This is a genomic window from Acinetobacter sp. CAU_H_29a_1 (assembly GCF_058599505.1).
Map to the genome: position 1 here is coordinate 1,606,519 of NZ_CM178655.1, position 14,163 is coordinate 1,620,681.

At 40.4% G+C, this 14,163-nt stretch carries 17 protein-coding genes; 10 read left to right on the forward strand and 7 right to left on the reverse strand.

Annotated elements, in window-relative coordinates:
* Window positions 1-67: 67 nt before the first annotated feature.
* A complete protein-coding gene (locus AC4MDD_RS07900) occupies window positions 68-490 on the forward strand; it encodes a hypothetical protein (RefSeq protein ID WP_087013594.1) in 423 nt (140 codons plus the stop codon).
* A gap of 114 nt (window positions 491-604) precedes the next feature.
* On the opposite strand, the gene AC4MDD_RS07905 is transcribed toward AC4MDD_RS07900, so the two are convergent.
* Both AC4MDD_RS07905 and AC4MDD_RS07910 read right to left on the reverse strand, forming a co-directional pair.
* A complete protein-coding gene (locus AC4MDD_RS07905) occupies window positions 605-1,198 on the reverse strand; it encodes a Maf family protein (RefSeq protein ID WP_078388849.1) in 594 nt (197 codons plus the stop codon).
* Window positions 1,195-1,581: a DUF2237 family protein gene (locus AC4MDD_RS07910; protein WP_004984725.1), complete on the reverse strand. Its 387-nt coding sequence runs from the start codon at window positions 1,579-1,581 to the stop codon at window positions 1,195-1,197. The genes AC4MDD_RS07905 and AC4MDD_RS07910 overlap by 4 nt, the downstream gene beginning before the upstream one ends.
* Window positions 1,582-1,720: 139 nt before the next feature.
* Between AC4MDD_RS07910 and AC4MDD_RS07915 the strand changes: the two genes are divergently transcribed.
* The 5 genes from AC4MDD_RS07915 to AC4MDD_RS07935 all read left to right on the forward strand — a co-directional run bounded on the left by AC4MDD_RS07915 (window position 1,721) and on the right by AC4MDD_RS07935 (window position 6,824).
* On the forward strand, window positions 1,721-2,911 hold the full coding sequence (locus AC4MDD_RS07915) for a phosphoglycerate kinase (RefSeq protein WP_058869696.1): 1,191 nt from the start codon (window positions 1,721-1,723) through the stop codon (window positions 2,909-2,911).
* A 149-nt stretch (window positions 2,912-3,060) separates the two neighbouring features.
* Window positions 3,061-3,315 (forward strand): hypothetical protein, encoded by a 255-nt coding sequence (locus tag AC4MDD_RS07920; RefSeq protein ID WP_491882528.1) that lies wholly within the window; start codon window positions 3,061-3,063, stop codon window positions 3,313-3,315.
* 121 nt (window positions 3,316-3,436) lie between these two features.
* Window positions 3,437-4,474, forward strand: a complete 1,038-nt coding sequence (gene fba, locus AC4MDD_RS07925) for a class II fructose-bisphosphate aldolase (protein WP_004696956.1) — start codon at window positions 3,437-3,439, stop codon at window positions 4,472-4,474.
* 112 nt (window positions 4,475-4,586) lie between these two features.
* Entirely contained in the window at window positions 4,587-5,891 is a 1,305-nt protein-coding gene (locus tag AC4MDD_RS07930) for an IS4 family transposase (protein WP_062032364.1), read from the forward strand.
* Between the two features lie 75 nt (window positions 5,892-5,966).
* Window positions 5,967-6,824, forward strand: a complete 858-nt coding sequence (locus AC4MDD_RS07935) for an EamA family transporter (RefSeq protein ID WP_491882529.1) — start codon at window positions 5,967-5,969, stop codon at window positions 6,822-6,824.
* Here the strand turns inward: AC4MDD_RS07935 and AC4MDD_RS07940 are convergent.
* Both AC4MDD_RS07940 and nfsB read right to left on the reverse strand, forming a co-directional pair.
* Window positions 6,784-7,017: a hypothetical protein gene (locus AC4MDD_RS07940; protein ID WP_490768564.1), complete on the reverse strand. Its 234-nt coding sequence runs from the start codon at window positions 7,015-7,017 to the stop codon at window positions 6,784-6,786. The genes AC4MDD_RS07935 and AC4MDD_RS07940 overlap by 41 nt on opposite strands.
* 101 nt (window positions 7,018-7,118) lie before the next feature.
* Window positions 7,119-7,772: an oxygen-insensitive NAD(P)H nitroreductase gene (gene nfsB, locus AC4MDD_RS07945; RefSeq protein ID WP_491882530.1), complete on the reverse strand. Its 654-nt coding sequence runs from the start codon at window positions 7,770-7,772 to the stop codon at window positions 7,119-7,121.
* A 595-nt stretch (window positions 7,773-8,367) separates the two neighbouring features.
* Here nfsB and AC4MDD_RS07950 point away from each other — a divergent pair.
* Window positions 8,368-8,595, forward strand: a complete 228-nt coding sequence (locus AC4MDD_RS07950; RefSeq protein WP_004696967.1) for a hypothetical protein — start codon at window positions 8,368-8,370, stop codon at window positions 8,593-8,595.
* A 61-nt stretch (window positions 8,596-8,656) separates the two neighbouring features.
* Here AC4MDD_RS07950 and AC4MDD_RS07955 read toward each other — a convergent pair whose 3' ends face one another.
* Window positions 8,657-9,376 (reverse strand): UDP-2,3-diacylglucosamine diphosphatase, encoded by a 720-nt coding sequence (locus AC4MDD_RS07955; protein WP_491882531.1) that lies wholly within the window; start codon window positions 9,374-9,376, stop codon window positions 8,657-8,659.
* A gap of 118 nt (window positions 9,377-9,494) precedes the next feature.
* Complete coding sequence (locus tag AC4MDD_RS07960; RefSeq protein ID WP_004696971.1) at window positions 9,495-10,004, reverse strand: peptidylprolyl isomerase; 510 nt, start codon at window positions 10,002-10,004, stop codon at window positions 9,495-9,497.
* Between the two features lie 235 nt (window positions 10,005-10,239).
* Between AC4MDD_RS07960 and AC4MDD_RS07965 the strand changes: the two genes are divergently transcribed.
* From AC4MDD_RS07965 to AC4MDD_RS07975, 3 genes are all read left to right on the forward strand, one after another.
* Window positions 10,240-11,958 carry a glutamine--tRNA ligase/YqeY domain fusion protein gene (locus tag AC4MDD_RS07965; protein WP_491882532.1) on the forward strand — a complete coding sequence of 573 codons (1,719 nt, stop codon included), beginning with the start codon at window positions 10,240-10,242 and terminating at the stop codon, window positions 11,956-11,958.
* A gap of 82 nt (window positions 11,959-12,040) precedes the next feature.
* Window positions 12,041-12,952, forward strand: a complete 912-nt coding sequence (locus AC4MDD_RS07970) for a bestrophin family protein (RefSeq protein WP_491882533.1) — start codon at window positions 12,041-12,043, stop codon at window positions 12,950-12,952.
* A gap of 119 nt (window positions 12,953-13,071) precedes the next feature.
* Window positions 13,072-13,533, forward strand: a complete 462-nt coding sequence (locus tag AC4MDD_RS07975) for an SRPBCC domain-containing protein (RefSeq protein ID WP_004696977.1) — start codon at window positions 13,072-13,074, stop codon at window positions 13,531-13,533.
* Here AC4MDD_RS07975 and AC4MDD_RS07980 read toward each other — a convergent pair.
* Window positions 13,527-14,066 carry a lecithin retinol acyltransferase family protein gene (locus AC4MDD_RS07980; protein ID WP_125281696.1) on the reverse strand — a complete coding sequence of 180 codons (540 nt, stop codon included), beginning with the start codon at window positions 14,064-14,066 and terminating at the stop codon, window positions 13,527-13,529. The genes AC4MDD_RS07975 and AC4MDD_RS07980 overlap by 7 nt on opposite strands.
* Window positions 14,067-14,163 lie beyond the last annotated feature (97 nt).

The following is a 14,163-nucleotide window of genomic DNA, read 5'->3' on the forward strand; positions in this document are numbered from 1 at the left end:
GTCGTTATGATTGCAGGCATCAAAATTTTTACAGCATAATAGGTCTAAAATATAGTGAAGAAAAATAATGTTAAGTAAAGAAGACGCCGAGAAAATGGCGAATGAGATATTGCAAAAAGAAAGAGAGAAAAGTCAGTCCAAATTAGCGAAAAAATCATCCTCAATCGATAGGATATACAAAACAAAAGATTTGGCTAAGGTGCCGCAATATCAGCATATCTTACTTTTTAGACAAGCCAAAAGTCTCGCTGAAGATCATCCGCTATATAATAAAATGTGGTATGGCTATTTGGTATTGGCATTGTTATTTGTCAAATATCTCTTTAGACAGAGGGAAAGTGTGAGTAGCTTTGACCCTAATAATATTGGTCTATTTTCATTTCTTATTCTTTTTATGGTCATTACGCTATACCGTAGTTTATTAATTCGAATGTACTTTAAACGACTCATTCAAGCTTATCTCTCAGCAAATTCGTTTAAAAAGCTTTGAGCGATTGGTCATATATTATATTAATGCTGTTGTTACATTTAATGCTCAAAATTGAACAGCAACATCTGCTGCTGTTCAATTTATTGAGGAACCAACTAAAAATACTTCTAATAATTATGGCACAAGCACTTTTAATTCACGCAGAATATGACACAACTGAATCATAGGCATACCCATCAACGTGGTTTGATCTTGTCCTATCATTTGTTCAAATAAGCTGATACCAAGACTTTCACACTTGAAGCTTCCAGCACACATCAGTGGCTGTTCAACTTCAACATAACGCTGGATTTCATGTAGGCCCAGTTTACGGAATTTGACTTTATAGTGTTCAACTAGACTACGTTCAAAGCCAGTTGAGTGTTGCTGCACGCTGAGTGCGGTACTAAAGTACACAATTTTATCCGAATTGGCTTGTAGTTGTTTAATGGCTTTTTCAGTACTCAATGGCTTACCAATAAAAATATCGGGTGCACCTTCACGCCATGCTACTTGATCTGAGCCAATCACGATTGCTTCAGGGTTCTGTGACGCAATGACGTGCGCTTTTTCATAAGCCAATCGTTTGGCTAAATCATCGGCATGGATTTCACCACGAGGCGATTCGTCTATATCAGGGACAACGCAGCGGTAGTCTAGACGTAAACGATTCATGAGGTCTTTACGAGTTTGACTGCTTGATGCCAAGATAATTTCTGAAGTATTCATTCGACAGCATATTCCATAAGCACATTTAGGGGTACGTAAGACAGTACAGCTTGATGGCAAGCTTGAACTTTAACAGGAGGCGCAAAACCGGCCTGATAAGCTTCTACCCAACGGGTCACACAGATACACCAAAAATCACCAGGTTGTAGACCTGGAAAGTCAACTTCAGGCACAGGGGTAATAAGATCATTACCCACTCGCTGAGAAAAATTTAAAAACTCAGAGGTCATTTCGACACAGATCGTGTGTTGTCCCAAATCGGAAGGTGCTGTATGACAAAAGCCATTACGGAAATATCCCGTGATCGGGGAATAACAACAGCTGGCTAAAGGTTCACCCAAAACGTTTAAACGGTTTAGATTTGGATCAGGATGAATAGACATAAATGCTAAATCTAGTGAGACTTTTCACTATGATAGCAAAACTTTGCCTTTCGTTTGCTTTTCTGCAAAAGAAGCTAACCTTTTTCTGCATAATCATTTAAAATCGACGCGATTTTTATATATAGAAAGAGAGCTCTACATGAATTTTCAGCGTATGACTGACCTCGATTTAACGGGTAAACGTGTTCTTATTCGCGAAGATTTAAACGTTCCTGTTAAAAATGGTGTGATTACAAGCGATGCACGTTTACGTGCCGCTTTACCAACAATTAAAGCAGCGTTAGCACAAGGCGCAGCCCTAATGGTTTATTCTCACCTTGGTCGTCCAGTTGAAGGTGAGCCAAAACCAGAACAATCATTAGCACCTGTTGCTGCGTATTTGACTGAAGCATTGGGTCAAGACGTTCAATTAGTGACGGACTACCTTGACGGTGTTGAAGTTGCAGCAGGTCAAGTGGTACTCCTTGAAAACTGTCGTTTTAACGCAGGTGAAAAGAAAAATAACCCAGAACTTGCTGCAAAATACGCAGCACTTTGTGATGTATTTGTGATGGATGCATTCGGCACAGCACACCGTGCAGAAGCATCAACTGAAGGCGTGGCACGTTTAGCGAAAGTTGCAGCTGCTGGTCCTTTATTGGCGGCTGAGTTAGATGCACTTGGTCGTGCATTACAAACACCTGAAAAACCAATGGTTGCGATTGTTGCAGGCTCTAAAGTATCGACTAAGTTAGATGTGTTGACATCACTTTCTGATATTTGTGATCAATTGATCGTGGGTGGAGGTATTGCCAATACGTTCTTGGCAGCAGCAGGCTTCAATGTTGGTAAATCATTGTGTGAAAATGATTTGATTGATACAGCAAAAGCAATTGCGGCAAAAGTTTCTGTACCGCTTCCAACGGATGTTGTAGTAGCTGATGCTTCTGAAATCGATTTTGCAGATTTCTTGGGTTCATTGGCTGCTGCTAAAGCAGTCGTGAAAAAAGTTGAAGATGTGACTGACAATGACATGATTTTGGATGTAGGTCCAGAAACAGCAAAAGCATTTGCAGACATTTTAAAAACGTCAAAAACGATTCTTTGGAATGGCCCAGTGGGCGTATTTGAGGTTGATCAATTTGGCGAAGGCACTAAAACATTATCTTTAGCAATTGCTGAATCTGCTGGCTTCTCTATTGCAGGTGGTGGTGACACTTTAGCTGCTATAGATAAATACGAAGTTGCTGACAAAATCGGTTATATCTCAACTGGTGGTGGTGCTTTCCTTGAGTTTGTCGAAGGTAAAACACTTCCAGCAGTTGCAGCGCTCATAGAGCGTGCACAATAATTATTGTGTGCTCATGCTGTTGTAAAAAGGTTGACTTCGGTCAACCTTTTTTTATGGGCTTAACAAATCTATTCATCATTCAGTCATGAAAATGAAATAATGCTGAAATAAACTATAGGGCATTAAATCATCTGTTCTAGGAAAACATTATGAATTTAAAAATGACCCTTGCTGCACTTTTGTTAGCACCATTGGCACTGACTGCTTGTAAGAAAAATGAAGCACCAGAGCAAACCGCTGCGGCATCTGAAACAGCAGCAGTTGAAGAAGCTGTAACGGCTGAACAACAAGCGGCAATTGATGCGATTGATCAGCCAGAGTTGGATGAAAAGAACAAAGACATTCCAGCAGATGCTGCAACAGCGGATCCTGCGGTAGAGGCTTCGGCGGCTACAGCACACTAAATACACGCGAATTTTGTAAAAAGTCCCTGCAATTGCGGGGATTTTTTTTAAATAGTGTTATTTGTTGCTGAATTGAAACCTTTGAGCATGTAGAATATGTCGCATCAACTGGGAGGACATTATGGCTCTTATTTCATTGCGCCAGCTCTTGGATCACGCCGGCGAACATGCTTACGGCGTACCAGCATTCAACGTAAACAACTTAGAACAAATGCGCGCAATCATGCTTGCAGCAGATGCGACAAATTCACCTGTTATCGTACAAGCATCAGCGGGTGCGCGTAAATATGCAGGTGCTCCATTCTTACGTCATCTTATTTTGGCTGCAATTGAAGAATGGCCACACATTCCAGTGGTAATGCATCAAGACCATGGTACAGATCCAGACGTTTGCCAACGTTCAATTCAATTGGGCTTCTCATCTGTGATGATGGATGGTTCATTGGGTGCAGACGGTAAAACACCAACAACGTATGAATACAACGTTGATGTAACTCGTCGTACAGTACAAATGGCGCATGCATGCGGTGTTTCAGTTGAAGGTGAAATCGGTTGTTTAGGTAGCCTTGAGACTGGTTTGGCAGGTGAAGAAGATGGTGTAGGCGCTGAAGGTGTTCTCGATCATTCTCAACTTCTCACTTCAGTTGAAGAAGCACGTCAGTTCGTTGCAGATACCAATGTGGATGCACTTGCAATTGCAGTGGGTACTTCTCACGGTGCGTACAAATTTACGCGTCCACCTACAGGCGATATTTTGGCGATTGACCGTATTAAAGAAATTCATGCGGCGCTTCCAAATACCCACCTTGTGATGCACGGTTCAAGCTCTGTTCCTCAAGAATGGTTAGCAATCATTAACCAGTATGGCGGCGACATCAAAGAAACTTATGGTGTTCCTGTTGAGCAATTGGTTGAAGCAATTAAGCACGGTGTTCGTAAAATCAACATCGATACAGACTTGCGTTTAGCATCGACTGGTGCAATGCGTCGTATGATGGCTGAACAACCAAGCGAATTTGACCCTCGTAAATTCTTCGCGAAAACTGTAGACGCAATGAAACAAATTTGTGTTGACCGTTATGAAGCATTTGGTACAGCGGGCAATGCCGACAAGATTCGTCCAATTTCTTTAGAGAAAATGGTTGATCGTTATAAATAATTCTTTTTGAATAATTTATATTGGAAAAGCCCTCATATGAGTAATGCCAGTCAGTTAAGCAAAAAAAGTTAAAATGCTGTAAAAAGAGCGTATGTAAATACGCTCTTTTTTTATGAATTTATCTCAGAATCTAGATTTAACATTAAAACAAACCTTACCTTCACTTTCACAATTCAGTGAATTGATTGATTTAAACTGGATTGAAGATTGCTTAGACCAAACAGGTAAAGCATCAATTCGAAAAAGAAAACTGCCTGCTGAACATGTTGTTTGGCTGGTAATCGGACTTGCTCTATTTCGAAATCAACCGATTTGGTATGTGGTTCAACAATTGCAACTTGTTTTCGGTACGGCAGAATACTGTGTACCGAGTGCATCCGTACAAGCAAGACAACGCTTAGGCTTAGAACCCATGAGTGCTTTATTTTCGACATTAAGTCAGGCATGGTTTAAAGACTCACAACAACAATATAGCAACTTTCACGGTCTATGCGTTTGTGCTGTAGATGGTGTGGTTTGGTCTATGCCTCATACAGAAGAAAACTTTAAGCACTTTGGTTCATCCAAAGGCAAAACAGCAGCTGCACCTTACCCACAAGTTAGAGCGACTTGCCTGGTGAATACCAATACCCATGAAATGATTGATGCCCAAATGGGCAGTATGGATCAAGGTGAATTAACCTTAGCCAGTCAATTAAAAGCACCAGTTCGCAGTATTACCCTATTTGATCGTGCTTACTTCTCTGCTGATTTTTTAGTGAGCTGGCAATCTCAGGCAGAAGAGAGTCATTGGTTGATGCGAGCAAAGGACAACCTGCGTTATGAAGTGATTCATCATAATGCGGCCCATGACTTTCAGATCAAAATGCCTGTTTCAGCAAGAGCAAAAAAGATAAATCCGTCATTGGGTGACTATTGGGAAGCACGTTTAATTGAAGTTGAATATGCAGGAAAAATAAGACGTTACATTACATCATTAACAGATTCTAAAGTTTATCCATTCAAAGACCTTGCAATGCTTTATATCCAGCGTTGGGAAATAGAAATGTGTTATCGGGAAATTAAAAGTGATTTACAGGATGCAAGGATTTTAAGAAGCAAACAACCTGATTTGGTCTATCAAGAATTGTGGGGGGTATTTATTGCATATAATATCTTAAGAAGACAGATGAGGTTTATCGCTGAACATGCAAAGGTGAGTCCTTTAAGGATCAGTTTCCATGTTGCATCTATGAGTATTATCAATATCTTAAGGCACACACCTTTAGAATCAGCAGGAAACCTACCCAAACATTTAGCGCAATTATTTGAACAATCTAAAATATTTGTATTACCTGAAAAAAGGCAAAGGCAATGTCCGCGAGTAGTGAAAATTAAAGCACAAAAATATCCAAGAAAATGCCAGTCAATTTCTTAACTGACTGGCATTACACCCTGATGTGGGCTTTTCTATGTGTGTTTATATTCGAGGCGACAATAATAAGAGTGTGCTATGGAACTGATATTTGCTGCGGCCTGTTGTAGTGTGGTGGTCTCCATTCTTTTAAAATGGGGCAAAAACAAAGGATTTGATCCGATTCAGATGATCAGCTGGAACTATGCTTCAGCCAGTTTACTGTGTTACTTCTGGTTTAAACCTGATCTAAGCCACGTTTCTATTTCAAATACCCCGTGGTGGCTGATTGTCGCGCTTGGTGTTTTGTTGCCGAGTGTATTTTTATTTTTAGCTAAATCTTTACAATATGCAGGCATTGTCAAAACAGAAATCGCACAGCGTTTGTCGGTGATTTTATCTTTATTGGCGGCTTATTTTATTTTTCAAGAACAGTTTAATCAGCTCAAAATTGTAGGGGTAGTCTTGGGGCTTGCCGCCGTGATGTGCATTTTATTTACCAATGCCTCTGGTGGTGGAGAAGGTCAAAAACAGGCCGTGTGGTATCTAACACTAGTTTGGTTTGGTTATGCACTGATTGATATCTTGCTCAAATATACAACAGGGCTGGGTGTGCAGTTTTCCGTTTCGTTAAACCTGATGTTTATTTGCGCGTTTTTATTGTCAGTCGGTTATGTTGCCGTGACTACGAAAAATATCGGCTTAACCAAGAACGTCGTGGCAGGTCTATGTCTTGGGGTGTTGAACTTTGCCAATATCGTACTTTATGTCAAAGCTCATCTGCTACTCAAGGATAGCCCAGCGGTGGTCTTTGCGGGCATGAATATTATGGTGGTGCTGTTAGGCGTATTCAGCGGACTGCTTTTCTTTAAAGAGAAGCTCAAACTCGCAACAGCAATCGGATTGGTGTTGGGTATTACAAGCGTGGCTTGTTTAGCTTATGCAATGTCTGTTTAAAATAGTTCTGCACAAAGGAAAAAGGGTGTTTGAACAGATCTTCAATCACTGCAATTCCTAATAACAGCCCTGGTTGCTCACAACTGGGGCAATCGGGATATTGAGGGCGCATAATATGTTGATACTGACCTAAATAGATTTTATTACAGTGTGCACATTCAAATTTCATCGGCATATTGGGCTTAACAGACATCAGCAACCTCACTATTTTTGTTTTTGATATTGAATATGATCAAGCAATTTTCAGGCCCAAAATATAAAAGGGACTGAAGTCCCTTTTATATACAAATAGCATTACAGCTGCGTGAAAATATCTTCTTTGCTTAAACGAGACTTTGGCAATTTTGCATTGAAGTCAGCATCACTACGATAGCCTAGTGTGAGCAATACAGAAGGGACTAGACCTTGTTCGGTTAAACCTAGCTCTTCACTAATAATGGATTCATCAAAACCACCAATCGGTGTAGCATCAATTTTTTCAATACCTGCAGCCAATAGAATTTGACCTAAAGCAATAAAGGTTTGGTTTTCAGCCCAACGCTGTACATCACCTTTTTCATTGCGGTAATAGTTGACATAACCTGAACGACTGTCTTTTTGGCCTTGCTTAGCGGCATCATCTTTAAAACGACCATGTAGGTCATCTTGATGCAATAAATTTTCCAAATGTTGCTCAGAAATATCGGTTTTGGTGCAAAATAAAATTGTATGTGATGAATCTAGCACTTTGGGAGCATTGTATGCGTATTTACCTACTAGCGCTTTTGCAATCCGCTCTTTGGCGTTTGTGTTTTCTGCAATGAAAAAATGCCAAGGTTGGATGTTGATAGACGATGGCGTCAAGCGGAGAATTTCTAATAATCGAGTAAACTGTTCATGAGGGATCTTTCTATTTGGGTCATAAGCTTTAGTGGTATAACGACTTTTTGAAATATTTAGCAGATCCATAATCGCACTCGATTTATTGTTGATGTCTCATTCTAACCGATGAAAGGAGACTTGTGATCACGCTACAACTCGAACAGACTTAGATTTTAGTTGAATATGTGTACCAGCGGAATACGCATTTAAGCGCCTGTGATGATAGCTATAAATAGATCTAGCCCTAAGTAATAGGATGACATGACATGACATGGTTTTGGCACTTTTGTGAGGATGTATTTAATTAGTATATAGGTCAGGATGTCTATGCATGCTTTCAAAGTGCGGATAGCTCAACACAAAATAGAAGAACAAGTCCTAGTATTTGGTGGTGGTGAATAAAGTATTTACATGAAAAGTTTTTTATTTCAAACAGATAAAATAATAAAAAAGTCATACTATTAAAAAATGGGCTACTTTTGCTTAAATCTTGACAACCTAGTATAATGCAGACTACGAGTAGGTATTGTTCCTGCTTTTCTATGATATAGCTGATTGTGATCTATCTGAGTTCAGGCATTTGACTTGAATATCATCATTGTAACTACAGAATTATTATTCAAAACCCGTTTTATTAATCTCTTTGTTCCATCACAAAAAGCTCACTTAGTGAGTTAAAATTTTGACAACTTTAAATACATGGCGTGTTGCTACAGCCGTAAATGGTAGTGAAATCAATGTAAAATTGGTGCCACTTAAACGTCAACAGAATACAAATCACGGTTTAATCTGGGTTGAAGTGGGGCATATGATTCAACTTGAATCTGGCGAAACTCTTCCAATGAACTTAGATGGTTTGAGTTTTTATACTGGTGTTAATCAATTGTACCGTCTAAATGAGTTGAATTAAGGCGGTAAGTACTTGAGTTAGCATTATGTATAATATTGACTGGTATAGTAAAAAAATGGCATTAATACTGCCATTTTTTTAATGCCAAATTTTGTAGATGACCATTCGCATTAATTTCTAAAATTTGAGCGGAATCTTCTTTCCAGTCACCGAGTACAATTCTCTTTTTCCCATCGACATCATGAATATTAGCACGATGCGTGTGTCCGTGAATTAGTAAATCCGCATTGCTTAATGCTGCATGAACAGCATCTTGATTCACATCCATGACTTCATAGCTTTTAACCTGTTGCGCTTGATGGCTTTTTTTACGGAATCCATTGGCCAATTTTTGTCTAAAGCCAAGCGGTGTACTTTTTAAAAACTTTAGCAGAAGTGGATTACGGATGATTTTACGAAAACGCTGATAGGATACGTCGTCCGTGCAGAGCAAATCACCATGTTCAATACGTATGATGTGATCTGAAAGTTTGAGTGTGCAAACTTCAGCTAACAGTTGGCCATTAAACTGGTCGAGGAACTGCTGTCCTAGGGCAAAATCACGGTTACCTGTTAAGAAATAGATGTGATTGCCTGCATTTGAAAATTGCTTTAAAGCGCGAATGATTTCATCTAGCCAAGGAGCAGTGTAGTCGTCGCCAATCCATGCATTGAACCAGTCGCCTAAAATATACAGTTGGGTATTCTTGTTCTTATAAGCATCTAATAAATCTAAAAACCCCCGAACGAGTCGAGGGTGATCGGGTGACAAGTGTAAATCAGCGATAAACAAATAGGTCACGGAAGTTTCCTTTTAAAAATCCCTCCCGACCTCCCTTTAAAAAGGGAGGGTAATCTCATATTCGAATGAGAGTCTAGCTCCCTCCTTTATCAAAGGAGGGCTGGGGAGGATTTAAAAATTACTCAGAAATGATCTTAGCAGATTCAATCACAACGTTTTCTAGTGGAACATCAGCGTGGTAGCCACGGTTGCCAGTACGAACACCTTTAATTTCGTTTACTACGTCTAGGCCTTCAGTTACTTTACCGAAAACTGCATAACCCCAACCTTGTGCATTTTTGCCAGAGTGGTTAAGGAAAGAGTTATTACCCACGTTAATAAAGAACTGCGCAGATGCAGAGTGAGGTGCTTGTGTACGCGCCATTGCAATTGTACCAAGGTCATTGGTTAAGCCGTTATCAGCTTCGTTTTCAATTGCATCACGTGTTGCTTTTTCTTTGAAGTTTTCATCCATACCACCACCTTGGATCATGAAACCATCGATCACGCGGTGGAAAATTACGCCGTCATAGAAACCGTCACGTACGTATTCTAAGAAGTTAGCAACAGTGATTGGTGCTTTTTCGTTGTTAAGTTCAAGAACAATACGACCTTTATTGGTGTTTAATTCGACTTGAGGAAAACTCATTGTGTAATCTCCTAATCATGGACATCAAAGCCATGGGTTTTTTGGTTGTGAGAAGCATAAGCAAACTGTAAACTACAAGGCAAGTAAAAACGTTATTTTCTTTGTAAAATAGATCAAATATCGTTTAAGGGGCTGTAAAATATTCATAAATCGACTGATAGATCAGTTAGAATTATGCTCGTATAGCAGGACCCTATTTTCCCTTAATTTTTTTCATCAAAGTGATTTTTAAACTATGAAGCCGAATGATGTTGTTTCAACACTGCCAAATAACCCGACACCAAGTAACAATGCCTCTGTCGCAGCGCAGCAAGAACAACAGCCAGGCTTAGACTTTGTTCGCCAAGTGATTACCGATGATTTGGCTGAAGGTCGTACACAAAAAGTAGTCACGCGTTTCCCGCCAGAGCCGAATGGTTATTTACACATTGGTCACGTGAAAGCAATTTGCTTAAACTTTGGTATTGCCAACGAGTTTGATGGTTTTTGCAACCTACGTTTTGATGACACCAACCCAGATGCAGAAGAACAAGAATATGTAGATGGGATCGCCAATGACGTTAAATGGTTAGGTTTTGAGTGGAATGGTGAACCACGGTATGCGTCAAGCTATTTCGACCAACTCCATGCATGGGCGATTCAACTGATTAAACAGGGTGATGCCTATGTTGATTTGCAGTCACCTGAAGAAATTCGTTTGAACCGTGGTAACTTTATTGAGCCAGGTAAAAACTCGCCTTACCGTGATACTTCAGTTGAAGAAAACCTTGCACGTTTTGAAAAAATGAACAATGGTGGGTTTGCAGAAGGTGAAGCAGTTCTGCGTGCCAAGATCGATATGGCATCTCCAAATGTGCATATGCGTGACCCTATTTTGTACCGTGTACTCCATTCAGAGCATCACCAAACAGGTGATAAATGGAAAATGTACCCAATGTACGACTATGCACATCCATTATCAGATGCAATCGAAGGCATTACTCACTCACTGTGTACTTTGGAATTCCAAGATCACCGTCCGTTTTATGACTGGGTGGTTGAGAAAGTTCACTCGGAAGCAGTACCACGTCAGTATGAGTCTAGCCGTTTAAATATCGACTACACCATTACCTCTAAGCGTAAATTACGTAAATTGGTTGAAGGTGGTTATGTCAATGGATGGGATGACCCACGTATGCCAACCGTTGTAGGTATGCGCCGTCGTGGTTTTACCCCAGAAGGCCTACGTGACTTCTGTAAGCGTGTTGGTGTGTCGAAGTCAGATGGTATTGTTGATGTTGCAATGCTTGAATACTGCATCCGTCAGTCTCTAGAAAATGTTGCGGCGCGTGGTATGGCGGTGTTGAACCCACTTAAAGTTACGCTCACCAACTTGCCTAACGATATGGATTTAACCCATTCACGTCATCCAAATGTAGACATGGGTGAGCGTGTGATTCCGTTAACCTCTGAAATTTACATTGACCGTAAAGACTTTGAAGAAGAACCACCAAAAGGCTTCAAGCGTTTAATTCCGGGTGGTGAAGTTCGTTTGCGCCATGCTTATGTCATTAAGTGTGATGAAGTGATTAAAGATGAAAACGGTGAAGTTGTTGAGTTGAAATGTTCAATCGACCCTGAAACTTTGGGCAAAAATCCAGAAGGGCGTAAAGTTAAAGGGGTGATTCACTGGGTATCTGCAAGCAAGGGCATTCCTGCTGAAGTGCGTATTTATGATCGCCTCTTTACAGAGTCGGACCCTGAAGTGGGTGATGATTTCTTAGCGAACTTGAATCCTGATTCATTGAAAATTGTACGCGCGGTGATTGAGCCTGCATTAGCGCAAGCACAGCCTGAAGACCGTTTCCAATTTGAGCGTGAAGGTTATTTTGTTGCAGATCAGTATGACCATACAGCAGAGAAACCTGTGTTTAACCGTATTTTAGACTTAAAAGACAGCTTTAAGCCTAAATAAGCGCTGTTTGCTTGATGTGGATAGACATATAAGGCTCAACTTCGGTTGAGCCTTTTCGTAGCGAAACCAATAGGAAAACACTGTGATCGTTCGAGATAAAACCAATAGCTTTGCGTTACTCTTTGCTTGGCGTGGCACCATTTTACCGAAAGTGTTTCCTGCACTGATGGTCGGTGTTTTAATTTCAACACTGTTGGTTTATCTAGCGACTCAACATTACGTGACAGCTCCTGCAGTGCCTGTCATTGGTTTTACTGTATTTGGTGTGATTCTTTCGATTTTCTTAAGCTTTCGAAATACAGCGTGTTATGACCGCTGGTGGGAAGGGCGTAAGCTATGGGGAGCAATGATTGCCAACGCACGGCATATAATCCGTGATAGTTATGTCTTAAATGATACAGACCGTACAGTTTTGATGTATCGCGTCATGTTATTTAGCCACTTGCTTCGAGATCGTTTACGGCAGCAAAGTCATACCTATGACCACTATCAAGCCAAAGTACAACTGACAGTAGAGCAGTGGGAGGTATTGGCTACGCATATTAATCCACCGCAATATGTATTAGAGCTTACGCAGAAAGATCTGGCGGTGTTGTATAAGCGTGGTGAGATTAGCGATATTATTTACAGTATGCTGACTAAGCATACGGTGGCAATGGGAGATATTCACGCTGGTTGTGATCGTATTTCATCTACACCTCTGCCATTTTCTTATTCGGTTTTGTTACACCGTGCCGTGTACTCTTTCTGTCTCATTTTACCTTTTAGTTTAAGTTCCAGTCTTGGTTTTTGGTCACCGGTGATCGTGGCCTTAATTGCCTATCTCTTATTGGGTTTAGATGCGCTAAGTGCAGAGTTAGAAGAACCCTTCGGACTTCAAGAAAACGACTTGCCTTTAGATGCTATTGTGCGGGGCATAGAGCGCGAAATGCTCAGTTCTTTAAATGAATCTTTGCCAGAACCAGTGAGCGCACATAGAGCCAATTTAAGTTAAAGCAGTGAACAAATCCATAACAGAAAATGAGTGGATTGCCTGAGCCATAACAAATTTTCGATATGATTGGTTTATTGAGATGTGCTATCACTAAGTTTAAAAGTGATAGGGATATAACAATGACTACCGTGATCGAAACTCAGATGTTGATTCGGCGTTCTGTCAATATTGTGTTTAACGCTTTTGTTGATCCACTCATAACCACCAAGTTTTGGTTTAGTCAGTCTTCGGGCTATTTAGAAAAAGGCGCAATGGTCGATTGGACCTGGGATAAATACCAAATTACACACTCGACTCATGTCCTACAAGTCGTTGAAAATGAGTTGATCTGCATCGAATGGGGCACGCCTAAAACTAAAGTGGATTTTGTATTTGAAAAAATCGACAGCATGAATACCTATGTGATCATTCGAAATTATGACATTGAGTTACAAGGTAATGAGCTGATTCATTATGTGATGGATGCAACAGGTGGCTTTACTACAGTGCTAGATGGTGCCAAGGCATGGCTTGAATACGATATTCAGCTTAACTTGGTTGAAGATAAATTTCCGCCTTTTCAACTGCGTTCACATCAGTGATCTTTTTTAGAGCGTTCTTCTTTAAACTCAAAATAGTTCCCAAGCTGTTGTTTGGCCTTATCACGTAATTTCTTTTTGATATAGAGCACCAATGCAAAACAGGTCGTGGTCAGCGTTAATATCAGGCTGTTCATGAAACTCATCATAGAGCTGACATAACCAATGGTAGTGAGTCGGTTCATCATTTTGATGACTTGTGGGCTACTTTCAACGCCTGTAATGGCCCACGTGCATAAGTGTTCACAGTTATTGATAATAAGATGGTAATTGTTTTCATGCATGCGTGAGCGCATCCGGCGAACCACTTTACGGCCTTTATATTTGGGGGCTTGGTACTGATTGACTGTAATTTTACGTCCGTGGCTAAAGTTCTCGATGGAGGTTATTTCAATCGGATGCTTTTTAAAAAGATGTGCAAAACCTGAATAATGAATCACACGTCCACGCCCCGCATATATGCCGTGATGCGTATAGCCAAAATGTTTGACTATGAGATGAGCCCCCAAGGGGTAGTGGACTTTTTGTTGTTGCATGCCTAATACGTGCTAATTCATTACAGTTGTCTTTTATCTGTATTTTAAAGCTTCTGCTGGGAATAATCGACTGTTTAGTGGGTTTCGGTTATTTGAG